Source organism: Cytobacillus sp. Hz8, from assembly GCF_042263505.1.
Classification (GTDB): domain Bacteria; phylum Bacillota; class Bacilli; order Bacillales; family Cytobacillaceae; genus Bacillus_BE.
On the sequence record NZ_JBHKFI010000002.1, the window covers coordinates 268,119 to 292,385 of the forward strand.

Consider the following 24,267-nt stretch of genomic DNA (forward strand, 5'->3'; position numbering starts at 1 on the left):
AACTCATTCCTTTCAATTCATACCACAACTCTTGATGTTTATTTAAGATGATAAAGATAATCTATTACTCTAATATAGTCAATTCGCGGCTGAAATCCAAGTGAAATCATATGCCCATTATTTTCTATTTCCTCTTTTGTAATTGACTTTCTTCCTCCTGACTTCATCCGATCCCAATAGGATAATAAATATTTGGCCTCCAACAGAAAATCCTCATCGAGTGTTGAAAATCGAAGTATGGCAAAGCAAATTCCATTTTGCAATAAAATCGATTTCATGTGGCTAATTTGGTGTTCATGAAAATTAGCCAATGGAAAGGACGTTTTATACCTGGTTTCTTTTGCTTCAAAATCGATATATTTTCCTTTGTAGATTCCATTATAGTCAGTGGTGGATGCCTGTTTGAAATAAGCCTCCTTAATGACAGCTGCACTTCTTTTTGGATAATCAACTTGAACGATTTGAACAGGAGTCGGTTTCTTATGAATGACGGCAATCCCCCGGTCTAAATAGTATTGATTTGCCTCATTTAAATCTTCCTCCAATGTCATTCCTCTATTGCTATAATTGATCGTTTTATGAGAGGGAACGTGAGTGGCCATATTCCTTGTTGAAACATATTTTTTTCCATTTGGATATCGAAAATTCATCGAAATCACCTCGCAAACTACAACTATCATAACAGAACTAACGTAGTATTGGTTGAATAAATATCCCTAAATTACAGATAATATACCAATCAAAGAATAAGGATTGGTATGTCAATGGACCTGAATTTTCCTCATGAACATATGTGTGCAAAGTATGAAAGTAACATTATTGCAGCTATTCATAAAAAAACGCAATTAAAAAATATGGATAATATCTCAAGGACCAATGCCTATTTTCAATTTTATCACCAATATCCTGAAGTGAAATGGGCATTTTTAGCTAGCATGGTTTCGAGAAATGCCGGATGGAATATGTGTGATTTAGAGGGGAATTGGCTCCCCAAAATGATCTCCAATCCCATGAGACAAAGAATATTTCAAACCTATGAACGGGCTAATTGGCTCATTTTTCAGGATGCCTATCCACAATTATTGCTCTATCATTATTCGACGTTACTAAATCGGCCAATGTTTCACCTATTAAAAGAATTTCACGTTTCTTCCTTTATGGAAAAAACATGGAGTTTATTTTGGAAAAAACGGGATCAGAAGAAATTATTATGCGCCTTAATCATCAATGAACAAAATGTGATCGAAAATCCTGTTGTGAAAAATCCCAATTATGAAAAAAGAGTCTTTCATTCGTTAATATTTTTCTTACAAGATATGTTTCATTATAATGCAGTTTTATTTCCAACTTGTTTTGGGGAGTTATATGGGGCAAGTGTGAGTCATTTCACCTCTGTTACAGAACGTATTGACTTAGGAAAACGGTTAGCAGATATTCTTTTTCACCCTTATTTATACAAGGCTTTTTTTCAATTTGCTAACAAGACTGAGCACACAGGCTCTAGGCATGATTATGAACAATATTTTTATCCTCCACCAATTCGGTCAACCCCTTTTTTACGAGCAACCTTCCCTGTTATCAGCCATCATATCCATGAAAGGAAGGATTGGTCGCATAAACGATCCATCCCAAGAAAATGGAGAACCCTTAAAATTAAACATGAACATCCGCTTCATTTAACGAAATGGTATCAAAGGAAGCAAAGGATTTTGCGATGGTATATTAATTGGAAAGAGGCTTGATCAGGGCTAAAAAGAGATTTATTTTTTTCAAATGAAAGCCTATTTTCGTTAAGTTTGTTGTTTCTTAACAGACAAAGCGGAAAATTTTGCAGCTTGAAAACACGAAGACTCGTGTTGGATCATCGAGATAGATGAGACACTGCAGGAAAAGTTGGAAACGAGGCTCGCCGCTAGTTAACGCAACATAAGTGTTTTCGTGCTGTGTATAAAAGGAACCATTTATCTGAAAATAGTCAAAAGAAAAAAGAGGCTGTTATATAAAAAGAAGCCTCTTTAGTGGAAATTAATATTATTAGGTTGAAGGACGATCTGGTCCTTCTAATTTTTTATCACCATATCCAGCTTTCGTTTCTTCGCTCTTTTTCGGTTGAACCTTGTTTTCTTTTTCATTATTTGACATGTCTACCACCTCCAAAGCTTATTTTGCGCTAAACCAGTATATTTCATTCGTTAAAATTGTCGAATGAATGGCGGACAGTGTGAAAAACAACTTTCTTTGCCGAAAATCTTCTAGTTTTGTCACATGGGAAGGAAGCTATCCATCAAGAGAGAATATTACGATATGAGCTTTTAAAATTAATGAGCTGTTGGGAGGTTTTGAAATTGAATGAAGCTTTAATCAATAAAGATGAAATTCTTTTAATGCTGTCAGAACTTTATGACCAGTTGGATGAATTGGAGATATCCATGCAATTGAAATGGTCAGCCATCCGCGTAAACAGCCTTAAAGAACAAGCATTTCAGCTTAAAAAAGTAGATAAAAAAATGAAAATCCTAGAAAATCAAGCAGAATCCTTTTCTAAGACCGGTGCAGAAGAGAATGTATCTTGCCCTAATCAAAAAAACTTACAGCTTGAACTAGGATTTTAAGCATTCTATAATAAAGATTCAGTAGCTTAAGAAATTTAGGCTACTTTTATTTTGGAAAGGAAAGAATATCATGGAACTATCATTATTAAAAGAATCTACTTTCACTCTATTAGACTATACAGAGAGGATGCGAAGTCAATATGCGAAAGCAAAGGACGGTGGAATCAAGGGGAATTTTTTTGAAGAGGTGAGACCATTTGCAAATGAAGTGAAAGAAGTGAATGATAAGTGGAGAGAATGGGCGCGGGTTTTTGTGAAGGAAAGGAAGCCTCGGTATATCAATCAAAACCAGATTGAATCAGCTTATGACAGTATCGAAATGTTATCGATTCAATGCTTTTACCCTGATACAAGTCGCAAAAGGTTTGTAGATCAACTCAAGAGCGTAGAATTTATCTTAACGAGTATATTAAATCAAAAGGATTCATAAAAAATACATCCATCACTTGGAGATGCTACCCTAGTCCAAATGAGTGGATGCTTTCACTTTTACCATGGCTTAACTAGTTGTGTGAAGTGGAGAATTCTTGATGTTCATCTGGTACTTGAGCCCCCTGTAACTCAAGTTCGCGAATTAACTCTCTGTACTCTCTGATGGTTATTTCACCAAGAACATACGCTTTTTTGGCGAAATCTAGCAACTGATTAACACTTTCTGCTTCGAAATTTTTGCGTTTGAAAAACTTTTCCCTAAGTTCGTGCACTTGCATCATTATTTCCCCCTCAAAGCGTTATTTAGAAATGCTAATTTCTGCTTTTCTCCAAAAACCTTGATCATGATCGAAGCGACACCTATTGTTCAATTCAATCGTACCACGAAAAGTAAAGATTTTCCGTTTTTATAATTTTGAGAATTTCGACAAGACTATCTAAGATTCGACATTTATCAACTCCTTTTCTCATTCACCGAAATGGCCTAAAAATCATAATTTGAAGTAAAAGCTAGATAAGGAGGTTATATGTCCATGTTTGATTCAAAAATGATGTACCAGCCTATTCCTGGATTTCCCCCACAATATACGCGTCAATACCCACCACCTCTTTCAGCAGGGGTAGGAAACCAGTTTCCTAATCCATATATGCCATACTCACAATGGAATCCTTATGCCAATTTGGGCACATATCAAAATTCACAAGGATTTCCCCCGCAAGGGCAAATGCCATTGCCATATCAAGAACCATTGTATCTGCCACAATATCCTTCCTATGATGGAGGGCATCAGGAATATGGTCAAACGATTTTTTCTAATCCTCTCCAACCAGTGAACCATTCTCAAGCCTATGGTCAGACACAGCAGAATATCAACCCGAACATGCACCCATATCCTAAAAATGCATTGAATTCAAAACCGCCTTCCGGAGTTCAGTCCATTATGAATTCCTTTAAGGCTCAGGACGGGTCGTTGGATTTAAATAAGATGATCGATACGGCAGGGCAAATGATGAATGCAGTAACACAGGTGTCTTCGATGGTAAAGGGTTTTGGCGGAATGTTTAAAGTATAGGCACTAATGAATAGTATTGGATATGGTTTGAAAAATGGATGGAAAACAAAAATGGCAGGGGGAACCTGCCTATTCCTTTGAACTGAAGATCTGAAGATCGCTCTATTAGTCATTTTCAATTTGGATTCGTTTTCCTTTTTGCTTCGAAATATTGATTTTTAATAAGCCATTTTGATAGGACGCCTTCACCTGTTTTTCATTGATGGGATGAGGAAGGGAAATGGTTCTGCTCGATTTTTGTACAGTTTGTTGTTTGGAATAGGAGGAGCTTTTTTCATTTTCCTCAATGATGACATCATTGGAATTTACAGAGATCGTGAGATAATTTGCATATACATCAATTTGGATTTGCTCTCTTTTTATACCGGGAAGCTCGGCAGTGATTAAATATTCATTTTCTTTTTCCACCATGTCAACGGCTAAGCTATGAAAAGGAAAAGGAGTCTTAAAAAACTCATCAATCGATTGCAAAAAACCTTTTATAGGTTTTTCTTGAAAAAAACCATTCATGGACTTCATAATGTCTCCAAATGGCTCAAGATTGTCTTTCTTATTAGAACCGCCTGGAAGATTAGATGACATTGCTAATTCGTCTCCTTTCAAAAAAGAATCCCTATATTGTATGCAATTTTTTGGAGATGGTTAGTTGTTTCAAGCTGCTTTTAATTGTGAATAAAAAGTGAAACCTCAAAAAATCGTGATGTAAATCACGCTTTTTTAATTTTAGGAAATGTATGCTAAAAATAATTTGAAGGAAAGAGGGGATTTATTGGATGTTCTGTTATCAATGTGAACAAACACCAGCAGGAGGATGTAAAGTTGTTGGTGTTTGCGGAAAGAATGAAACGATTGCAAGTCTTCAGGATACGATTATTTTCGGCTTAAAAGGAATTGCAGCTTATCGTACCCATGCCAATCAATTGGGATTTACCGATTCATTTGTTGACACGACAACCCATGAGGCCTTATATATGACCTTAACGAATTCAAACTTCAATGTTCAAGAACATATTGATATGGCAATGAAGGTTGGGAAGTCAGCTGTTCGCATTATGGAAGTTCTCGATGAAGCTCATACCTCTCGTTTAGGGGTACCTGAACCGATTCGTGTCTCTCAAAACAAAATTGAAGGAAAATCTATTGTAGTAACTGGACATAATTTATTTGCCCTTGAAGAGCTATTGAAACAAACGGAAGGAAAAGGCATTAATATTTATACACATTCTGAAATGCTTCCGGCTCATGGATATCCTGCTTTGAAGAAATACGCTCATTTAAAAGGAAATATAGGAAAAGCTTGGTATGACCAGCGTCGTTTATTCGAGAAGTTCCCTGGAGCTATCCTTGCAACAACAAACTGTGTCATGCCAATTAAAGGTACATACGCTGATCGAATGTTCTCATATGAAGTTGCTGGACTTGAGAATGTTCAAAAAATTGAAAATGACGATTTTACTCCATTAATCGAAAGAGCGCTTGAGTTACCTGAAGCGAATATCGATTCAGAAGAAACACTGCTAACAGGTTTCCATCATGAAACGGTATTAGGATTAGCACCTGAAGTAATTGCTGCTGTAAAAGCTGGGAAGATAAAACGATTCTTTGTGATTGCAGGTTGTGATGCACCAGGACGCGGCGGAGAATATTACCGTGAATTGGCAACATCTTTACCACAAGAAACAGTTATTTTAACCACTTCTTGTGGTAAATTCCGCTTTAATGATGTTGATTATGGTGTGGTGCCAGGCACTGATATTCCACGTTATATTGATTTAGGGCAATGTAATAACTCTGGATCTACTGTTAAAATTGCGAAGGCATTAGCTGATGCGTTTGAATGTGAAATCAATGAACTTCCAGTAAGTATTGTTCTTTCTTGGTTTGAGCAAAAAGCAGTCGCTATTTTACTAGGGTTGTTCAGTTTAGGAATCCAGGACATCCGTATTGGACCAAAACCACCTGAGTTTATTTCCGAAGGTGTGATGAAGGTGCTTCAAGATACATTTAACTTAAAGTTAATTGGAACGGCAAAAGAGGACATGGAAGAAATGCTTAATGCTTAAATTTATAAAAAACCATCTCGCTTGAGATGGTTTTTTAGTCTAAAATAATTCATCGAGAAGCTCTTCCGGATTAAATAGGATATTCCCGTTTGCGTCCACTTCCAGCAAATGATCTTTTTTCATTTTTGTCAGGGTACGGCTCACGGTTTCTCTCGTTGTACCAATCATATTCGCTAAATCTTTATTTGTAAATTCTCCTTTTAGCAGGATGATTCCATTTTCTTTTTTTATTCCGTCTTTTCTGCCTAATCCAACCAAAAGCTTGATGATTTGCTCATATGTATTGTCCAATATTTGCGATTCAAGCCTATCCTGAAACTCCACTATTTTTTCTCCTAGGACTTTAAATACTTTAATGCAAAGTTCTGGATTTTGAATTAAAACCTTTTCAAAATGGGCAATGGGAACAGCCACGATCGAGGAATCCTCTAATACTTCAGAAAAAGCAGGGTACCCACCTTTGCGGAAAAATCCAACATGTGGAAACATTTCTCCTTTTTTAAGAATGGCCACAATTTGTTCCTTCCCATTTGCATCACTTTTATAAATCTTTACTTTACCAGAGTGAATAAAATAGACGTTTTCAAGCGGATCTCCCTGGAGAAAAACATGGTTTCCCTTTAACCATTGTCGCGAAATAGAGATATCCACTATCTTCTCGATTTCTTCCTCATTCATCTCTTTAAAAAGGGAAAATGAAGATAATACAGCCTTTATCTCCTTTTTATTCATATCATCACCTCTGTTAAACAAAACCGATTTTTCTCACTCTTTAGATGACAATCATCCACTTTACTATTGTAACAAAAGAATCATGCAATTGCTTTTATTCAAGTTAAAAGATTTTTCTCAGGTTAAAAGAGCTTAAGTAAACTAAGAAGGAAAACATAATTTGCTAGAGAAAAAATAGGGAAAGCTCTTTTTTAACGAACGTTTATTCGATAGAATAGAAGATATGGGGTGAAAAAGGATGTTAGGTAGACAAAGCTTAAATACCATTATGAATATGTTAAAGGAAGACGAGAAATTTAAGGAAAATATCGTTCATTGGCATACGATTCCGGAGAAAGAAGCCATGACGGTTGATTTTCCGGTCGAAATAAATCATCAGTTAAAACATGCACTACAAAAGCGCGGAGTTTCTGACTTATACACACATCAGAAAACGGCTTTTGAATCCGCATTAAATGGGGACAGCTTTGTTGCAGTAACGCCAACGGCTTCGGGAAAATCCCTTTGTTATCATCTTCCCGTCTTGCAAACGATTATTCATAATCCAAATGCGCGCGCATTATATATATTTCCAACTAAGGCGTTGGCTCAAGATCAGAAAACCGAAATAAATGAATTGATTGATGAAGCAGAATTAGAAATCAATAGCTATACCTATGATGGAGATACATCCTCAAATATCAGGCAAAAGATAAGAAAAGCAGGTCATATTGTCATTACCAATCCCGATATGCTCCATTCTGCTATTCTCCCTCATCATACAAAATGGGTCTCTTTGTTTGAAAATCTAAAATATATTGTCATTGATGAGTTGCATATTTATCGTGGTGTATTTGGTAGCCACGTGGCAAATGTGATTCGACGGTTAAAACGCATTTGCCGATTCTACGGAAGCAATCCCCAATTTATTCTTACATCAGCGACCATAGCAAATCCACTGGAGCTGGCGGAAAAGCTAACTGAGACGAAAATAAAGCTGATTGATAATAATGGGGCACCTAGTGGGAAGAAGCATTTTGTTTTTTATAATCCACCTGTGGTCAATCAATCCCTAAATATAAGAAGAAGTGCGACCCTTGAAACAAGGATGCTAGCGGGTCAATTTTTGAAAAATAAAATCCAAACCATTGTCTTTGCGAGAAGTAGGGTTCGTGTTGAAATCTTATTGACTTATTTACAAGAGCTAGTAAAACATCAGCTCGGACCGAAAGCGATTAGAGGTTATCGTGGCGGATATTTACCGACGGAAAGAAGAGCGATTGAAAAAGGGCTAAGGACTGGAGATATTTATGGGGTTGTCAGTACTAATGCACTTGAACTGGGAGTCGATATTGGACAGCTTCAGGTTTGTATTATGAATGGCTATCCGGGTTCAATTTCTAGTTCCTGGCAGCAGGCTGGAAGGGCAGGAAGGCGTCAGGATGAGTCCTTAATTATTCTAGTTGCAAGCTCAAGCCCAATGGATCAATATATTATCCAAAATCCAGAGTATTTTTTTGAAAGAAGTCCTGAAACAGCGAGAATCAATCCAGATAACCTGATTATTTTGATTGATCATATGAAATGCGCAGCTTATGAATTGCCATTTAAAGAAGGAGAAAGATTCGGGACGTTTGAAACAGAGGAAGTATTAGAATATTTAACGGAAGAACGGGTATTGTTTAAAAATGGGGATAAATGGTATTGGATGAATGATTCATTTCCAGCTCATGGAATTAGCTTGCGATCAGCCTCGCAGGAGAATGTCGTAATCATCGATCAATCCAATATTGCCAATGTCAAGGTTATTGGAGAAATGGATCGGTTTTCTGCTATGACACTTCTTCACGATGAAGCTATTTATCTACATCAAGGGGTTCAATATCAAGTGGAAAATTTAGATTGGGAAGAGAAAAAGGCATTTGTAAGAGAAGTGGATGTTGATTACTATACGGATGCGAATCTAGCTGTTCAATTGAAGGTGCTAGAGGAGGATAAATCAAGAGCTAATTCAATGGTAACCATAGGTTTCGGAGATGTGTGTGTCAACGCAAAGGCCACAATTTTTAAGAAAATTAAATTCGAAACACATGAGAATATCGGTTCAGGTCCTGTTCATTTACCAGAGGAAGAGCTTCATACAAGCTCCACCTGGATTTCATTGAATCACCTAGAGCAGGATACAAATATGACGGAGGAAAGAATCCAAACCGCATTAATTGGCACAGCACATGCTTTAAGACATATTGCTCCCTTGTTTGTCATGTGTGATTCCCGTGATATTCATGTTGTTCCCCAGGTGAAGGCGATTCATAATGAAAAGCCAACGATTTTCTTTTATGATAGCTATCCCGGCGGGGTCGGACTAAGTGAAAAGCTTTTCGATTCCATGGAAAAAGTAGTGGCGGAAGCGAAATCTCTAGTCAATCGGTGCCAATGTCAAACCGGATGCCCTTCATGTATTGGAACAGATACCCATTCACAGATGGCAAAGAAAGATGTTCTAAAAACGCTGCAAATGTTATTAAATCACTAATGGATTCTCTTTTTATTTGCGTGGTTAAAGGAAGTGTCTCAGGATGTCTATTAAATCCAAACTAAATCGGCTAAAACCTTATTTAGCAAACAATGAAAATAAAATAAATAAAGATTTAAAAACATTGAGTCCTTTCAAACAAGAAGAGACTTCCATGGAAATGATTCCATATTTTGATGAATGGAAGGAGGAGAATGTAACTCCATATTATTTTGATGGTTCCTATTGTTTAGTAAAGGAAGTAAAATATTCACTTGATCGAATGCATGGGAGATATCGGTTTTCTGATTTTTTAAAAGCCGTGGAAGCATGGAATCAATCGGATATAGAGCATCCACTTTCGGCGCGGGGGTTTGCTGCAGAGGATTTGTTCTTCTTTGATACCGAAACAACAGGTCTTGGGGGAGGGGCTGGCAACTCGATTTTTCTTCTAGGACAGGCCAGTGTAAAAGAGAACGCGATTGTTTTGCGACAACATATTTTACCTAATCCTGGTGCAGAGATTCCTTTCTACTATAGTTTTCTCCAATCTATCGATTACACAACTCTCGTTACTTATAATGGCAAAGCATTTGATTGGCCACAGGTAAAAACGAGGCATACCTTGATAAGAGAGCATGTGCCCAAATTACCGTCTTTTGGTCACTTTGATTTGTATCATGCATCGCGTAGAATATGGAGGCATAAGCTTGATCGTCTAAAGCTCGCGACTGTAGAAAAGGAAATACTTGGAATTGAAAGAGAAGATGATATTCCGGGCTTTTTGGCTCCGATGATTTATTTTGATTATGTTGAAAATCAAAAGCCGGATGGAATGCTTGGAATAATGAAGCATAATGAAATTGATATCCTCTCTTTAATCACCTTATATACGCATTTAACCTTCCAGCTTTTGGAGCTTGATCGCAATCAAACCTCTAATGAAAAATTTGAAGTTGGAAGATGGTATGCCTCTTTAGGTGAGATAGATACTGCTAAGGAAGTTTTTTCAGAGGTTTCCAAGGGCACTGGAAAAATTCCTAATAAAGCGAAGCATGAATTAGCTTTGAATTATAAAAAGCAAAAGGATTGGAATATGGCAAAGGTCATATGGGAAGAGATAGCGGTTCAAGAGGATACTATTCATGTGGAAGCTTGTATTGAGCTTTCAAAGATATATGAACATCAAGAAAAAAAGTATGCCAAAGCCTTGCATTATGCGATGGAAGCGAATAAAAAGATTTTGCTGAAGGAATCAGAAGAAATCCGTAAAAATAGAAAATGCAAAGAAGATAATGATAAAAGAATCGAACGATTAAAGGGAAAACTCACTAGGCTTCATACTTAATATAAAAAGGATTTCATGTTTGGATTTTGGGCAAGATATTTCTAAAAACATTCAAGAAAAAGCCATAAATTCCTAGTTGTCAGTACCACCTAATGACGCTAAAATAGTGAATTGATGATTTATAAGAAAAAAATATTGGGTGATGAAATGTACAGAGCGATTCTTGTTATGTTTTTTGTAATCATTTGTATAACAGTTCTTTTATTTACGGGCTTAAGGGATAGTTTTTATTCATTTATGTAAAAAGATTTAGAAACTAAGCGAATTGCTTATATTATATGAAAATGTGAAAAATAGGTATCCTGTTTAGCCAAGATATTGCCTTTCTTTATAGCTTGTTAGTGTGAGCATGTTTACAAGTTTAAGGAGAGGAGTTTCATGTATGTCTTGGTTTCCCGGTACTGTTTTTCCACCTGTCGTGCATCCTACAAAATGCTGTGTGAACATAATTTTATAAATAATGTGGTTCCACACATTCATCCTTCACATACAACGACAGTGAATCATATTAATATTCAGCATAAACACTAACACTATTTTCCCCATTCTCAGTCAATGGCTAACGTGGTGACAAATCAACAGTTAGTTTATCCTGGCCCTATGCATGGTCCCGTAGCGGGTACTAGATTTGTTCCTGGTAGGGACTTCCCGTATTTTGGAAGGTAAATGAGATGAGTTTGATTAAGGCCGATGTCAAAATCGGTTCTTTTCTTTCTCATCAATAGTTTTTTTAAAATAGGAGAAAAATTGCAGGCATTGCTGCTAAGTTTCGTGCTAGTCTGATACGTTTATGGTAGCATAGTTATGTGAAAACTATACATAAGAGAGTGGGCTAGAAAGAAGATTGGAAAAAATTGTATTCGTATCAGGGTATAAACCCCAGGAATTGGGCATTTTTAAACAAAATCATCCAAGTATTGCTTATATAAAAAAGGCTATTAAGCATCAGCTCGAAAGCTTAATTGATGATGGATTAGAATGGATTATTATTAGCGGTCAACTTGGTACGGAGTTGTGGACGGCAGAGGTCGTTTTTGATTTGCAAATGGAAGATCATTCAGAATTAAAGCTTGCTGTAATTACCCCATTTTTGAATCAAGAGAAAAATTGGAGTGAAAGCAATCAAGAATTATATGAAATGGTGCTCATGCAGGCAGATTTTGTCGATTCCATTACCAAAAAAGAATATGAAGCCCCATGGCAATTTCGGGTAAAGAATCAATTTCTTATTGAAAAAAGTGATGTTCTTCTTCTTTTTTATGATGAAGAAAAGGAAGGAAGCCCTAAATATTTATATCGAGCAGCAAGGGATTATGAACAAAATCATGAATACAATTTAAGATTGATTACTTTTTATGATTTGCAGTTGCTTGTGGAGGAAGAAAATCAATAAAGGATAATTGAAAGATAAATTGACAAATTCAATTATTTTTGAAAAAATAAAAATGATGATTGGTGTTTATTGAGGTGATTTGGATGCTTTCTGATAAAATGAAATTATCCGCGAAGGATATTTTGGAAAAAGAATTTAAAACAGCTGTCCGTGGATATAAACAAGAAGAAGTGGATAAATTTCTAGATTTAATAATTAAGGACTATGAAACCCTCCATCAGGAAATTGAGCAATTGCAGCAAGAAAATTTGCGTTTGAAGAAGCAGGTTGAAGAATCTTCAAGAAGACCGAGCACGCAAACAGCTGCTGCTGGAACCACAAATTTTGATATTTTGATGAGATTATCGAATCTTGAAAAGCATGTTTTTGGAAATAAGCTATACGATTAATATGGATATAATTACAAGATGAAATGTCTTGATTTTTGTATCGATGTTGCGTATACTATGAAAGTATCGTTAATAACGTTCGGGTAATCGCTGCAAGGAGCGAATATTGCGAATTGTAGAGGAAAGTCCATGCTCGCACGTAGCTGAGATGCTCGTAGTGTTCGTGCCTAGCGAAGTCATAAGCTAGGGCAGCAAGGTTCGTCCTTGTTGACGGCAGGGAAAGCACCTAAGTCCTATGGATATGGTGTGAATACTTTGAAAGTGCCACAGTGACGTAGCCTTTTCAGAAATGGAAAGGGTGGAACGAGGTAAACCCCACGAGCGAGAAACCCAAATTATGGTAGGGGCACCTTCTCTAAGGAAACGAACGAGAGAGAAGGACAGATTGTTCTTACAATCTGTAGATAGATGATTACCACCGGAGTACAAGACGTTTGTCGTTCGCAGTACGATGGAACAAAACATGGCTTATAGAACGCTATTAATGGAAATGATAATGCATATAAGGGCTCTCCGATTTTGTGGGGAGTCTTATTTTGTTGGTAGATAGAATGATTTAGTTGAAAAATATTCCTAACTTAGACTTATTTTAATTAATAGTTGCCCTAGTTTTCACTATATAATAGATGTTAAGGGATGATTATCACTGTCTTTAAATATATAACGTTTATTATTCATTGGGGGATTTAAGTGTGGGGAATAAACAGCTTTATGATTTGATGGATACGAATCCTTCGTTATCAAATATGATTATTGAGCATTTACAAGAAGGAATCCTGATTTTAAATATACATTTACATATTCTTTCGCTCAATTCATGGGCGCAAAAGGTTACTCAATATTCCAAAGAGGAAATAGTCGATATTGAACTCTCACAATTATTTCTTGATAAATTTCAATACAAGAAGATGCTCCAAGAACTGAAAAGTCAAGGAAAATGGGTGGGAGAGGTTTGGAAGAGAAGGAAAAATGGAGAGATCTATCCAGAATGGATGAATATCCAAGCGGTTAAAAGTTCCGAGAATACGATTTCTCACTATTGTGTTGTCTTTCGTGATATGTCCAAACAAAAAAGTGCCAGAAATGAGCTGATTTTGGCTGAAAAGGCATTGGAAAATACAAGCGAAGGGGTATTAATCACGGATTTAAGTGGAAGAATCATATCAGTAAACCCTGCGTTTGAAATTGTTACCGGTTATTCAGAAGCTGAGGTGTTTAGGAAAAATCCTAGTATACTGCAATCTGGAATTCACGATGAGTGTTTTTATCAAAATATGTGGGAAGATATAATTAATTTTGGAAATTGGAAAGGTGAAATTTGGAATAAAAGAAAAGATGGAGAAATATATCCGGAATGGATTAATATTAGCTCCATAAAGGATGAGAATGGAAAAGTAACGAATTTTGTTGCTGTATTTTCAGATATAACCGATCGTAAGCTTGCTGAGGAGCAATTAATTCAGCTTGCGCATATGGATACTTTGACTGGAGTTGCAAATCGACATTCTCTCAATGAACGGCTTCAATCTATATTAAATACAGCACACAGGCATAAACAGCAGCTTGCCCTGCTTTTTCTCGATTTAGACCGCTTTAAGTATATCAATGATACTTTTGGCCATAATTATGGGGATATGCTTTTGAAGCACGTTTCTGTGCGAATAAAAAGCTTATTGAAAAATAAGGATATAATTGCGCGGCTGGGAGGGGATGAATTTGTTATTGTTCTTCCTAATATAAAGCATCCAAAGGAAGCAAAAAAGACTGCTCAGCAAATTATAGATTCATTAGCTCATTCTTTTTTAATCGAAAACCAAGAAATCTATGTTTCAACAAGCATTGGCATAAGTTTGTATCCCTATGATGGTATGACAAAGGAAGATCTTGTAAGAAATGCTGATAAGGCGATGTATAAAGCCAAATCGATGGGAAGAAATAAGTTTGAATTTTACCATGTAGACTTTCATGAAAATGAGTCAACTTATTTTCGAATGGAAACCAAATTGCGGAAATCCTTGGATAAGGATGAGTTTTTTCTCGTCTATCATCCAATCCTCGATATGAAGAAAAAGAAGATCAATGGGGTTGAAGCCTTATTACGTTGGAATCAAGAGGATCTAGGAGTTATATTCCCCGGTCATTTTATTCCTTTATCGGAAGAAACGGGTTTAATTCTTCCGATTAGCGATTGGGTCATTAGGAAGGCATTTGAAGATTTAAAGCAAATTCAGCTTGCTGGTTTTTCGCAAATGAGGATGAATATCAATATATCAGCTTTATACTTTAACCAAGATGATTTATATAAGAGAGTGCTTCATATCATTAATGAAACAAATGTGAATCCTCATTTTATCGACTTCGAACTGACTGAAAGTATGATTATGACCAATGCTTCTGCAACAATTGATAAACTAGTGAAATTAAAAAAATTAGGGATTAAACTATCGGTTGATGATTTTGGAACCGGATATTCTTCTTTAAGCTATTTAAATCGTTTTCCAATTGATTCATTAAAAATAGATCAAAGCTTTATCCAAAAATCATGTTCCTACCATGAGGATGCCTCTATTGTAGAAGCCATAATCACAATGGCTCATAAGCTTCATTTACAAGTAGTTGCAGAAGGTGTGGAGAATCAAAAACAATTTCAATTCCTATTGAATGAGAGCTGTGATTTCATTCAAGGATACTATATAACAGAACCTCTTACCTTTTCAGAATTACTTGATTTTCTGGATGTTTGGGATAGAGAAATCGATATATAAGGGTGAAAAAATGACTAAATATAATATCATTGCGACATCCGCAATGGGTTTAGAAGCCATTGTTGCAAAAGAAGTAAGAGATTTAGGATATGAATGTCAAGTTGAAAACGGACGAATTTCATTTACTGGAGATGAGTCTGCTATTGTCAGATCCAATCTTTGGCTAAGGACAGCGGACCGCATTAAAATCAAAATTGGTGAATTTAAAGCAACCACTTTTGATGAGTTATTTGAAAAAACAAAGGCACTTCCATGGGAACAATATTTACCCGTTAATGCAGAATTCCCTGTTATCGGGAAATCGGTAAAATCAAAGCTTTTTAGTGTTTCTGATTGCCAAGGCATTGTGAAAAAAGCAATAGTCGAACGAATGAGAAAGCAATACAAACAGGTCACATGGTTTGAGGAAAACGGACCATTATACCGGATTGAGGTTGCCCTTCACAAAGATATTGCATTAATCACTTTAGATGCTAGCGGAAGCGGTCTCCATAAACGGGGATATCGCGCTGGACAAGGGGAGGCTCCATTAAAGGAAACTCTAGCTGCTGCATTAGTATTATTAACGAATTGGACCGCAGATCGTCCCTTTGTTGACCCGTTTTGTGGATCTGGAACCATTCCGATTGAGGCAGCGTTGATTGGTCAAAATATTGCGCCAGGGTTTAATCGTGATTATGTTTCAGAAAAATGGCATTGGATTCCGGAGCGTGTTTGGGATCAAGCTCGTGATGAAGCAGAGAGTCTTGCAAACTATGATCAGGAATTAGATATTATCGGAAGCGATATTGACCATCGTATGGTCAAAATTGCAAGTGATAACGCCTTTGAAGCAGGATTTGGAGATATGATTCAATTTAAACAAATGCAGGTGAAGGATTTTACGACCACGAAGGAATATGGAGTTATCGTTGGAAATCCGCCTTACGGTGAGCGTCTCGGAGATAAGCCATCTGTAGAGAAAATGTATCAGGACATGGGACAAGCTTTTGCTCCTTTAGAAACCTGGTCCATCTATATGTTAACCTCTCATGAACAATTTGAACAATTTTATGGGAGAACGGCCACTAAAAAGCGTAAACTATTTAATGGTTTTATTAAAACAGATTATTATCAATTCTGGGGGAAGAGACCACCAAAAAAGAAAGATTAGCAGAGGATAGGCTATCCTCTCACAGTCTTTAATAAGGAAAAATAATTTCAATAAACATGATTTATATTTGAAAACTGGTCGTTTGCCAGTTTTTTCTCATTCAAAACGGAGGACTACATGCAGAATCAATTACCATTTTCTATTTCAGTAACTGAATCATTCTACGATAAATTAGGTGAATGGATTGGGGACGTTTTTTATGATATTTTACCGGAGGCTGGCTTTGAATTACGCGATGAGCAAATATTTATGGCTTATCAGCTAGAAAAAGCCTTTAAAGAGAAAAAAGTCATTTTTGCTGAAGCAGGAGTAGGTACAGGGAAGACGATTGTATACTTGCTCTATGCTATTTGCTATGCGCGAATGACTAATCAGCCGGCGATTATTGCATGCGCGGATGAAACCCTAATTGAGCAGCTTGTGAAAAAAGAAGGGGATATTGCGAAATTAGAACAAGTGTTAAACTTAAACATTGATGTTCGGTTAGCAAAATCGCAAAATCAGTACTTATGTTTAAATAAATTGGATAATGTGGTTAATCTTGAGGATATCTATAGCGACGTCTACGAACAGCTGCCTCATTTTGTTCACTCTGGTGCATCCATGCAGCAGTTTAACCGTTATGGTGATCGAAAGGATTACCCAGAATTAACCGATCAAAATTGGAAGGAAATTGGCTGGGATCCGTTGCAGGATTGTTTTACTTGTGATAAACGGCATCGCTGTGGGATGACTCTCCATCGCGATTATTACCGTAAAGCTAGTGACATCATCATCTGCTCGCATGATTTCTATATGGAGCATATTTGGACGAAGGATTCTCGAAAAAGAGAAGGACAGCTTCCATTGCTTCCAGAAGCCTCCTGCGTCGTCTTTGATGAAGGACATTTATTAGAATTTGCCAGTCAAAAGGCTTTAACTTATCGATTGTCAGAGCGGACAATGGAGACGTTGCTGACGAAACTATTATCCAATGATGTAAGGGAGAAAACCTTGCATTTGATTGAAGAGGCAATTTATGAAAATGAAACCTTTTTTCAAATGTTAACAGGAGAGGCTTCAACCTCTTTAGGCTCTGAGAAAAAAAGAATTACGAAAACAAGTGAGATCATTCTTCAGGCGAAAAAGCTTTTTGATCTGCTATCCTCTCTTGAGGAAGAGCTTGTTTTCGAAAGCGAAATGTATGTGATAAATGAATATGATTTAAAAATTGTTGAAGAATATTTGGAGCAAATTACCTACTCGCTTTCGCTTTTCCTTGGTGAATTAAAAGGAATTATATGGTTTGAAGAGAATAAGGGTGAACGAACATTGGTGATCATGCCAAGAATGGTTGAAGATATTCTTAGAGAAGAAGTTTTCTCACAGAAAAAACCATTTATTTTCTCTTCTGCAACGTTATCAGATAATCAATCTTTTGACTATATGGCTAAAAGCTTAGGGATTGATGATTATTTATCATTTACAGTTGCTTCTCCTTTTGATTATGAACAAAACATGACCATTCAAATGCCTGTATTTCCTGTTAAAGATACAAAAAAGAAATGGGAATATACCTTAGAGCAATTGAAAGCTTCTGGTGGCAGGGGACTTGTGTTATTTACGAATGATGAAGATTTAGGGTTATTTAAAGCATTTGCACAGGGGAAAACCAATTTTCCGCTATTATTTGAAGGTGATGGGGAAATTAGCGCCCTTGTTTCGCAATTTCAAAATGATGAGACATCTGTCTTGTGCTCGACTCATCTTTGGGAGGGGCTTGATATTCCAGGAAGTTCTCTTCAAAATGTGATCATTTATTCCTTGCCATTTCCACCGAATGATCCCGTCTTTGAAGCAAAAAGGGAAGGTGTTAAGACTCCTTTTGCAGAGGTGGATATGCCTTATATGCTGTTACGGTTAAGACAGGGTGTAGGACGTCTAATAAGAAGCAGTGAGGATAAGGGAATCGTCCATATCTTACTAGAAGAAGAGTTGGAATTGGACATCATTGAAAAAGTTAAATCGGTCCTACCGGTTCCACTATGAAAAAAAGCGGAGAGGCTTTTCATTAAAAAACCTCTCCGCTTTTTTAACCTTTTGGCTTACCAATCATTATCTTAATGCCCTTTTGGCTTCGTCACTCATTTTTTCTGGAGACCACGCAGGCTCCCAAACGATATCGACATCGACATTTTTGATTTCTTCAACATTTAAGACGGCATATTTCACACCGGTTGCGATACTATCATGTAAAGGACAGCCAGGTGTAGTTAAAGTCATGGTAACTCTAGCGGTATCTTCATTTATGATTTCAATATTGTAAATTAAACCAAGGTCGACGACATTAATTCCTAGTTCTGGATCTAAAACAAATTTAAGTTGTGTGCGAATTTGATCAATGATTTCATTCATCAATAATTCCTCCTTATTTTTTCATTACTAAGGCTATGGTGGTGCTAAAAACGATAGCACTTAGGCAAAAAATCGCTTGTCCAATATAAAAGAGAAGTGTCTGTTTAATCCCGATGGAAATTGCTACTAGCAAAACCCCGATAATATCTGAGATAAAAAGTGGGACAGCAAGTCTATCATTTATCATATCCTTTAACACGGGTACATTTTTCTTCCCAATTTCCTTACTATATTTATGGGTCCACCAGAGAAAAGGGACAATTTTATATAGATAGCCCATAATGCTTAAGGCAATCCATAAATAGATATAAGCAAACATAAGTGGAGCGACCCAATCGTCAAAATGTCCGAATAGGGCAGTGAGTACTGCTAAGAGATGAATAAGAAAGCCCCAAACAATGGATAACAAAGCAAACTTGAATGGCCGATCTAGTTTCTTTTTAATTCGCTTTTTCAAAATATGCCTGATATGCAGAGAAAATAGGGTAAATCCGAAAAATAACAACCCAAGCCCCAATATCAGAAATAGTTGGCTATTCGTAAAAAATGAATAAACAGTTGTAACTAAACCGATGAAATACGTAATGAAAACCCATTTTGCCATTTTCATCGTGAAGCCATGGGAAAGAGAAAACATCGGAACCATTTTATAAGAGAATCCAAAGATGAGAAGTGTAAACCATCCGGTGGTTCCAAGTAATAAATGGCTTTTGAAAGCAGGTTGGTAATAACTGCCAAGAAATCCTGTTTTCCAGCTAAAGACAAGGGAGATTCCCAAAAGAATTGTTAATAGAAAGCAGATTAGTCCAGTTCCTACAAATAGTGTGAGGACATTAGGTTTTGCTTGCTTTTTTAGAGTCAGTAGCATTTGCAATAAAAATAGCAATATTCCTAAAACCGTTAATCCTGCTGGGATAAGTGCTGTTTCAGGTGCATGAAACAAGGCATGTGCAAACCAGAGGATTCCAATTGCTGTAATAAAAAACTGAAAAAATCCTAATTTTTCACTCCAAATCGGAGTTAAAAAAGCAACAGGTACAAGTTGATACATTGCACCCATCGCAGTTGTAACTGCCCAGCCAAGAATAAACAAGTGAGCAGCAGACCATATCGCCGGTATCCGAAAACTACCTATGATAAGGTTATTTCCATAGATTAATAGAATGATCTGTGATGCGATAAAGGCAGCTAAGCCTAATAAGATAAAGGAAAAAGGAAGCTTGATATTCGTTTCATTTCCTGTAGTTTGTGGAATCATGCTGACAGCCTCCCTTCTTATTTAAATATAGTAATTTGGTAGCTTCCATCCTCTCTTGGTTCTGTTCGATGATGGAATCCGAGTTCATCAAGCTGTTCATACAAAAACATGGGCCGACGATCATTGATAATGGTTAAAGTTTCGTTTTTCTCTAAATTTTGTAAGGCTTCTAATGTTCGCATCATGGGTTGCGGTGGCTCAAGTCCGCGGTTATCCAAAATCATTTTCCTACCCCCCTTGCTTCGTAAAGGTAATTTTCCAATGTTTACTTTCGATTTTTTCTGATTCACCCGTAAATCCTTTTCCTTTCAATACCGGAAATAATGGGACGGGCTTAAAGGGAGCATGGAGGATGAATACATCATTTTCCTCTAAACTACTGATAGCCTCCATAATCTTTTGAAATGGTTCCAGCTTGTTTTTTATATCTTCTCTTACATCTAGTTCAACGATTTTTTGACTCATCATTTATTCTCCTTTATAGCAATTCTTGATGAAGATCTTTCACATTAATAAGAAAGAATCCGTCTTCATCAGTCATTAAATACTTCTTCTTTTTTAAGCCATTTAACGTTCTGCTAACCGTTTCCCGTGAAGTTCCTATCATATTGGCAAGCTCACGATTTGTAAATGAAGTGGTGATTCGATAGATATCTCCGATTTTTTCACCATTTGTTTTACATAGGCGCAATAATAACATAATAATTTGCTCATAGGTGTTATGAAGGATTTGCTCCTCTAAGCGAGATTGCAATTCAATTATTTTTCCTCCAAGCACTTTAAAGAGCTTAATGCATAACTCTGGGTGGGAAATTAAAATTTCCTCGAATTTTTGAATCGGAATCATCAGCAGATGGGTATCATCCATAATTTCCGCAAAGGCAGGATAATTTCCATTTCGGAAGAAGCCTGCATGCGGGAACATTCCACCAGCTTCAATAATGGAGACAATTTGCTCTTTCCCTGTGACTTCTGTTTTAAAAATTTTGACCCGCCCAGAATGGACGAAATAAACATTTTCAAGTGGATCTCCCTGCATAAAGACATACATTTTTGGTTTGTAAAAACGATATCTTGCAATCGAGACGAAGGGTTGTATTTCCTCCTTTGATAAATCATTAAATAATGGAACACTCATTAATCTTTCTGTAATTTCTTCTATTCTCATTTAATCACCAACTACAAAACAAATATTTCTTTTTAACGATTATTATTGTACCAATGGTTTTTTTGCCATGATGTGACCTACATCATAGTTTTAATAATTTTTGATTCTCATTCTCATCTGTGGTGAAAATCACAGGTGAAAAATGAAATCCATCACAATAAAAAATTATCATCCGTTATACAATCAGGTCTGTTGAAAAAAACAGAGAGGAGTGTGTGAATGGAAATGCAAAGGTCAGCAAAACCGAATCAGTTTAGGAAACAAAATAAAAATGCTCTATTAAAATCCATTCTCATTATTACATTAATATTAAGCTTCACAGTTTTAATCGCTGGAGGTGTCTGGATCTTTAAGGAAATGGCTCCAAGACCATTGGAGGTTACCGATAGTAAAGGAGAGGTGCTTCTAACCAAGAAATCCATTATGGGAGGCCAAGCAGTGTTTCAAAAGTATGGCTTAATGGATTATGGAACAGTCTTAGGCCATGGTTCATACATGGGACCAGATTATACGGCTGAAGCATTAAAGGTATATACAGAAGGAATGCAGGATTATAAATCTTTCCATCAATATGAAAAGTCTTTTAAAGAATTGAATGAAGACCAACAATCCATCATTAAATCAAAAGTCATAAAGGAAATGCGCAAAAATCGCTATCAGGCTAATAAAGATAGGCTTGTGCTAACAGATGCACAAAGCTATGGCTTAGAGGAGGTAAGAGCTTATTATAAAAAGGTCTTTACCGATGGAGACGGCTGGGGGTTAAAGCCGAATCTCATCAAAGAAAGTGATATGCCGGAAAAGGGAAGGGCTTGGGTTAGCAAAGGGGATCAAATCACACAAATATCTGATTTCTTCTTTTGGACAGCTTGGCTTTCAAGTACAGAGAGAAAAGGGGACAATATTACTTATACAAACAACTGGCCATACTATGAGGATGCTGGAAATCATATGTCCTTTTCAGCTATCTGGTGGAGCGGAGCTAGTGTAACCCTTTTAATTTTATTTATCGGAATTATTCTATTCGTCTTCTACCGTTATCATTTAGGGATGCAAGAAGCCTATAAAAAAGGGAATTTTCCCAAAATCGAATTACGACGGCTTCCAGTTACTTTGTCGCAGGTGAAAACAGGAAAATACTTTGCGATTGTGACGGTGTTATTTTTTGTTCAAGCAATGTTTGGTGCTCTTCTTGCACACTATTATGTGGAACCTGAGAGCTTCTTCGGCTTGAAATGGATCTATGATATTCTTCCATTTAATATTTCAAAAGGTTTTCACCTACAGCTCGCCATTCTTTGGATTGCCACTGCTTGGCTTGGAATGGGAATCTTCATTGCTCCACTCGTTGGCGGGCATGAACCGAAAAAACAAGGTCTTCTCGTCGATATTTTATTTTGGGCACTTGTTGTGTTAGTTGCAGGAAGTATGCTTGGTCAGTGGTTAGGCGCTAAAGGATATTTAGGAAATAATTGGTTCTTGTTTGGACATCAAGGATGGGAATATCTTGAATTAGGGAGAATATGGCAATATATCTTAGCAGCAGGAATGGTCATTTGGTTATTTATCGTTTACCGAGGCATCAGAAGCGGATTAAAGAAAGAAACTGACAAAGGTGGACTTATTCATCTTCTCTTCTATTCAGCTGTTGCTGTTCCGCTATTTTATTTATTCGCCTTCATGATTAACCCAGATACAAGTTTTACATTTGCAGATTATTGGCGTTGGTGGATTATCCACTTATGGGTTGAAGGAATTTTTGAGGTCTTTGCCGTTGTTGTTATTGGCTTCCTCATGGTACAAATGAAACTTGTGACGAAAAAATCAACTGTCAGGGCGCTTTACTTCCAGTTAATTCTCTTAATGGGCAGTGGCGTTATTGGAATCGGCCATCATTATTATTACAATGGGTCAGCAGAGGTTTGGATTGGTCTTGGTTCTGTATTCTCTGCTTTAGAAGTTATTCCATTAACTTTACTCATTTTAGAAGCCTATGATCAATACAAGATGATGAGAGATGGAGGAATAGATTTCCCTTATAAAGGTACATTCTGGTTCTTAATTTCTGTTGCCATTTGGAATCTAGTAGGCGCCGGAGTGATGGGCTTCCTAATTAATCTTCCTTCTGTCAGCTATTTCGAACATGGACAATTTTTAACACCAGCTCATGGACATGGGGCTATGATGGGTGTTTATGGAATGTTTGCTTGTGCTGTGTTTATTTATTGCTTAAGAAATATTACAAAACCAGAAAAATGGAGTGATAAATGGGTTAAATTTAGCTGTATCATGCTAAATATTGGACTTGCTGGGATGATTTTAATTTCTCTTTTACCGGTTGGGATTATTCAAATTAAAGAAGCATTTAATCATGGATATGCCGCTTCACGCTCAGCAGCCTTTTTACAAAAAGATATCGTTCAAACGCTATTAACCATTCGTGCCGTTCCAGATACGATTTTCCTTATTGGCGTTGCCGCATTAGCCATTTTTGCTGTCAAAGCTCTTTTTAACCTAAGAAAAGTAACACATAAAGAGAATGAACCTTTGCCAGTAAAAGATTTAGCGATTGATGAAGATGAGGCATAATAATTTTAGCAGAAAAAAATAAAATCTATTCTTATGTGTGATTTGGTTCACATGGTTAAGACAATTAAAATACTATTATAAAGTTGTAAATATATTTTTTGGAGGAAAGAATCATGACTCAATATGCACAAACAGTAAATGTACCAGATTATCCACCACGTGAAAAGCATCCAACAATTTTTCGCACCTTTGATTCTCTAAATGCAGGAGAATTTATGCTTTTAATCAATGATCATGATCCAAAGCCATTACTTTATCAATTCATGATGGAAAGACAAGATCAATTTATTTGGAAATATCTTGAAGAGGGTCCGGAAACCTGGAAAGTATCTATTGGTAAAAAATAAATTAGTTTAACGAGTACAAACTCTAAAAAAAGGCTAACTATGATTTTTGTAGTTAGT

24 protein-coding genes and 1 other RNA gene are annotated in these 24,267 nt (G+C 36.5%); 16 read left to right on the forward strand and 9 right to left on the reverse strand.

Annotated features, from left to right (window positions below; genetic code table 11):
- Positions 1–38 precede the first annotated feature (38 nt).
- Complete coding sequence (recU, locus tag ACE38V_RS04375; protein ID WP_375839965.1) at positions 39–650, reverse strand: Holliday junction resolvase RecU; 612 nt, start codon at positions 648–650, stop codon at positions 39–41.
- A 114-nt stretch (positions 651–764) separates the two neighbouring features.
- On the opposite strand from recU, the gene ACE38V_RS04380 reads away from it, so the two are divergent.
- From ACE38V_RS04380 to ACE38V_RS04390, 3 genes are all read left to right on the forward strand, one after another.
- Positions 765–1,742, forward strand: a complete 978-nt coding sequence (locus tag ACE38V_RS04380; RefSeq protein ID WP_375839966.1) for a DUF2515 domain-containing protein — start codon at positions 765–767, stop codon at positions 1,740–1,742.
- 603 nt (positions 1,743–2,345) lie between these two features.
- Positions 2,346–2,612: a hypothetical protein gene (locus ACE38V_RS04385; protein WP_375839967.1), complete on the forward strand. Its 267-nt coding sequence runs from the start codon at positions 2,346–2,348 to the stop codon at positions 2,610–2,612.
- A 70-nt stretch (positions 2,613–2,682) separates the two neighbouring features.
- Entirely contained in the window at positions 2,683–3,042 is a 360-nt protein-coding gene (locus tag ACE38V_RS04390) for a YppE family protein (RefSeq protein ID WP_375839968.1), read from the forward strand.
- Positions 3,043–3,115: 73 nt separating this feature from the next.
- On the opposite strand, the gene yppF is transcribed toward ACE38V_RS04390, so the two are convergent.
- Entirely contained in the window at positions 3,116–3,322 is a 207-nt protein-coding gene (gene yppF, locus ACE38V_RS04395) for a YppF family protein (protein ID WP_375840138.1), read from the reverse strand.
- Positions 3,323–3,577: 255 nt separating this feature from the next.
- Here yppF and ACE38V_RS04400 point away from each other — a divergent pair, with 255 nt between their 5' ends.
- Complete coding sequence (locus ACE38V_RS04400; RefSeq protein WP_375839969.1) at positions 3,578–4,117, forward strand: YppG family protein; 540 nt, start codon at positions 3,578–3,580, stop codon at positions 4,115–4,117.
- Positions 4,118–4,222: 105 nt separating this feature from the next.
- Here the strand turns inward: ACE38V_RS04400 and ACE38V_RS04405 are convergent, their stop codons facing one another.
- Positions 4,223–4,699: an Hsp20/alpha crystallin family protein gene (locus ACE38V_RS04405; protein ID WP_375839970.1), complete on the reverse strand. Its 477-nt coding sequence runs from the start codon at positions 4,697–4,699 to the stop codon at positions 4,223–4,225.
- Positions 4,700–4,890: 191 nt separating this feature from the next.
- Here ACE38V_RS04405 and hcp point away from each other — a divergent pair, with 191 nt between their 5' ends.
- Positions 4,891–6,180, forward strand: a complete 1,290-nt coding sequence (gene hcp / locus ACE38V_RS04410) for a hydroxylamine reductase (RefSeq protein WP_375839971.1) — start codon at positions 4,891–4,893, stop codon at positions 6,178–6,180.
- 39 nt (positions 6,181–6,219) lie between these two features.
- Here the strand turns inward: hcp and ACE38V_RS04415 are convergent, their stop codons facing one another.
- Positions 6,220–6,912 carry a Crp/Fnr family transcriptional regulator gene (locus tag ACE38V_RS04415; protein ID WP_375839972.1) on the reverse strand — a complete coding sequence of 231 codons (693 nt, stop codon included), beginning with the start codon at positions 6,910–6,912 and terminating at the stop codon, positions 6,220–6,222.
- A 238-nt stretch (positions 6,913–7,150) separates the two neighbouring features.
- On the opposite strand from ACE38V_RS04415, the gene ACE38V_RS04420 reads away from it, so the two are divergent.
- The 9 genes from ACE38V_RS04420 (at position 7,151) to ACE38V_RS04460 (ending at position 18,482) form a co-directional block, all read left to right on the forward strand.
- Positions 7,151–9,427: a DEAD/DEAH box helicase gene (locus ACE38V_RS04420; RefSeq protein ID WP_375839974.1), complete on the forward strand. Its 2,277-nt coding sequence runs from the start codon at positions 7,151–7,153 to the stop codon at positions 9,425–9,427.
- Between the two features lie 43 nt (positions 9,428–9,470).
- The gene (locus tag ACE38V_RS04425) at positions 9,471–10,754 is read left to right on the forward strand and encodes a ribonuclease H-like domain-containing protein (RefSeq protein WP_375839975.1); all 1,284 of its coding nucleotides are present in this window, start codon (positions 9,471–9,473) and stop codon (positions 10,752–10,754) included.
- Between the two features lie 432 nt (positions 10,755–11,186).
- Entirely contained in the window at positions 11,187–11,285 is a 99-nt protein-coding gene (locus ACE38V_RS04430) for a CotD family spore coat protein (RefSeq protein WP_375840139.1), read from the forward strand.
- A 313-nt stretch (positions 11,286–11,598) separates the two neighbouring features.
- Positions 11,599–12,147: an SLOG family protein gene (locus ACE38V_RS04435; protein WP_375839976.1), complete on the forward strand. Its 549-nt coding sequence runs from the start codon at positions 11,599–11,601 to the stop codon at positions 12,145–12,147.
- A gap of 83 nt (positions 12,148–12,230) precedes the next feature.
- A complete protein-coding gene (gene gpsB / locus ACE38V_RS04440) occupies positions 12,231–12,536 on the forward strand; it encodes a cell division regulator GpsB (RefSeq protein WP_375839977.1) in 306 nt (101 codons plus the stop codon).
- A gap of 75 nt (positions 12,537–12,611) precedes the next feature.
- Positions 12,612–13,012, forward strand: an RNA gene (gene rnpB, locus ACE38V_RS04445) — RNase P RNA component class B.
- 216 nt (positions 13,013–13,228) lie between these two features.
- On the forward strand, positions 13,229–15,301 hold the full coding sequence (locus ACE38V_RS04450) for a sensor domain-containing protein (RefSeq protein WP_375839978.1): 2,073 nt from the start codon (positions 13,229–13,231) through the stop codon (positions 15,299–15,301).
- 10 nt (positions 15,302–15,311) lie between these two features.
- Positions 15,312–16,454 (forward strand): THUMP domain-containing class I SAM-dependent RNA methyltransferase, encoded by a 1,143-nt coding sequence (locus ACE38V_RS04455; RefSeq protein WP_375839979.1) that lies wholly within the window; start codon positions 15,312–15,314, stop codon positions 16,452–16,454.
- A 117-nt stretch (positions 16,455–16,571) separates the two neighbouring features.
- Entirely contained in the window at positions 16,572–18,482 is a 1,911-nt protein-coding gene (locus ACE38V_RS04460; protein ID WP_375839981.1) for an ATP-dependent DNA helicase, read from the forward strand.
- A 66-nt stretch (positions 18,483–18,548) separates the two neighbouring features.
- Here ACE38V_RS04460 and ACE38V_RS04465 read toward each other — a convergent pair whose 3' ends face one another.
- The 5 genes from ACE38V_RS04465 to ACE38V_RS04485 are packed head-to-tail and all read right to left on the reverse strand — an operon-like array spanning position 18,549 to position 21,274.
- Complete coding sequence (locus ACE38V_RS04465) at positions 18,549–18,848, reverse strand: metal-sulfur cluster assembly factor (RefSeq protein ID WP_375839982.1); 300 nt, start codon at positions 18,846–18,848, stop codon at positions 18,549–18,551.
- Between the two features lie 13 nt (positions 18,849–18,861).
- Positions 18,862–20,106 carry a hypothetical protein gene (locus ACE38V_RS04470; protein WP_375839983.1) on the reverse strand — a complete coding sequence of 415 codons (1,245 nt, stop codon included), beginning with the start codon at positions 20,104–20,106 and terminating at the stop codon, positions 18,862–18,864.
- A gap of 17 nt (positions 20,107–20,123) precedes the next feature.
- On the reverse strand, positions 20,124–20,330 hold the full coding sequence (locus ACE38V_RS04475) for a DUF2249 domain-containing protein (RefSeq protein WP_375839984.1): 207 nt from the start codon (positions 20,328–20,330) through the stop codon (positions 20,124–20,126).
- Positions 20,331–20,334: 4 nt separating this feature from the next.
- Complete coding sequence (locus ACE38V_RS04480) at positions 20,335–20,571, reverse strand: DUF2249 domain-containing protein (protein ID WP_375839985.1); 237 nt, start codon at positions 20,569–20,571, stop codon at positions 20,335–20,337.
- A gap of 13 nt (positions 20,572–20,584) precedes the next feature.
- A complete protein-coding gene (locus ACE38V_RS04485) occupies positions 20,585–21,274 on the reverse strand; it encodes a Crp/Fnr family transcriptional regulator (protein WP_375839986.1) in 690 nt (229 codons plus the stop codon).
- 219 nt (positions 21,275–21,493) lie between these two features.
- Between ACE38V_RS04485 and ACE38V_RS04490 the strand changes: the two genes are divergently transcribed.
- Both ACE38V_RS04490 and ACE38V_RS04495 read left to right on the forward strand, forming a co-directional pair.
- Positions 21,494–23,863, forward strand: coding sequence for a nitric-oxide reductase large subunit (locus tag ACE38V_RS04490; RefSeq protein WP_375839987.1), 2,370 nt, complete (start codon positions 21,494–21,496; stop codon positions 23,861–23,863).
- 113 nt (positions 23,864–23,976) lie between these two features.
- Positions 23,977–24,210: a DUF2249 domain-containing protein gene (locus tag ACE38V_RS04495; protein WP_375839988.1), complete on the forward strand. Its 234-nt coding sequence runs from the start codon at positions 23,977–23,979 to the stop codon at positions 24,208–24,210.
- The last annotated feature ends 57 nt before the right edge of the window (positions 24,211–24,267 follow it).

What these genes read in the sequence shown, in the direction of transcription:
- yppF (WP_375840138.1), bottom strand. Translation starts at nt 3,322, where the DNA reads ATGCAAGTGCACGAACTTAGGGAAAAGTTTTTCAAACGCAAAAATTTC.
- ACE38V_RS04430 (WP_375840139.1), top strand. Translation starts at nt 11,187, where the DNA reads ATGCTGTGTGAACATAATTTTATAAATAATGTGGTTCCACACATTCAT.
- ACE38V_RS04475 (WP_375839984.1), bottom strand. Translation starts at nt 20,330, where the DNA reads ATGATTTTGGATAACCGCGGACTTGAGCCACCGCAACCCATGATGCGA.
- ACE38V_RS04495 (WP_375839988.1), top strand. Translation starts at nt 23,977, where the DNA reads ATGACTCAATATGCACAAACAGTAAATGTACCAGATTATCCACCACGT.
- gpsB (WP_375839977.1), top strand. Translation starts at nt 12,231, where the DNA reads ATGCTTTCTGATAAAATGAAATTATCCGCGAAGGATATTTTGGAAAAA.
- ACE38V_RS04420 (WP_375839974.1), top strand. Translation starts at nt 7,151, where the DNA reads ATGTTAGGTAGACAAAGCTTAAATACCATTATGAATATGTTAAAGGAA.
- hcp (WP_375839971.1), top strand. Translation starts at nt 4,891, where the DNA reads ATGTTCTGTTATCAATGTGAACAAACACCAGCAGGAGGATGTAAAGTT.
- ACE38V_RS04405 (WP_375839970.1), bottom strand. Translation starts at nt 4,699, where the DNA reads ATGTCATCTAATCTTCCAGGCGGTTCTAATAAGAAAGACAATCTTGAG.
- ACE38V_RS04485 (WP_375839986.1), bottom strand. Translation starts at nt 21,274, where the DNA reads ATGAGAATAGAAGAAATTACAGAAAGATTAATGAGTGTTCCATTATTT.
- ACE38V_RS04470 (WP_375839983.1), bottom strand. Translation starts at nt 20,106, where the DNA reads ATGATTCCACAAACTACAGGAAATGAAACGAATATCAAGCTTCCTTTT.
- ACE38V_RS04455 (WP_375839979.1), top strand. Translation starts at nt 15,312, where the DNA reads ATGACTAAATATAATATCATTGCGACATCCGCAATGGGTTTAGAAGCC.
- ACE38V_RS04480 (WP_375839985.1), bottom strand. Translation starts at nt 20,571, where the DNA reads ATGAGTCAAAAAATCGTTGAACTAGATGTAAGAGAAGATATAAAAAAC.
- ACE38V_RS04425 (WP_375839975.1), top strand. Translation starts at nt 9,471, where the DNA reads ATGTCTATTAAATCCAAACTAAATCGGCTAAAACCTTATTTAGCAAAC.
- recU (WP_375839965.1), bottom strand. Translation starts at nt 650, where the DNA reads ATGAATTTTCGATATCCAAATGGAAAAAAATATGTTTCAACAAGGAAT.
- ACE38V_RS04380 (WP_375839966.1), top strand. Translation starts at nt 765, where the DNA reads ATGGACCTGAATTTTCCTCATGAACATATGTGTGCAAAGTATGAAAGT.
- ACE38V_RS04400 (WP_375839969.1), top strand. Translation starts at nt 3,578, where the DNA reads ATGTTTGATTCAAAAATGATGTACCAGCCTATTCCTGGATTTCCCCCA.
- ACE38V_RS04465 (WP_375839982.1), bottom strand. Translation starts at nt 18,848, where the DNA reads ATGAATGAAATCATTGATCAAATTCGCACACAACTTAAATTTGTTTTA.
- ACE38V_RS04460 (WP_375839981.1), top strand. Translation starts at nt 16,572, where the DNA reads ATGCAGAATCAATTACCATTTTCTATTTCAGTAACTGAATCATTCTAC.
- ACE38V_RS04390 (WP_375839968.1), top strand. Translation starts at nt 2,683, where the DNA reads ATGGAACTATCATTATTAAAAGAATCTACTTTCACTCTATTAGACTAT.
- ACE38V_RS04490 (WP_375839987.1), top strand. Translation starts at nt 21,494, where the DNA reads ATGGAAATGCAAAGGTCAGCAAAACCGAATCAGTTTAGGAAACAAAAT.
- ACE38V_RS04415 (WP_375839972.1), bottom strand. Translation starts at nt 6,912, where the DNA reads ATGAATAAAAAGGAGATAAAGGCTGTATTATCTTCATTTTCCCTTTTT.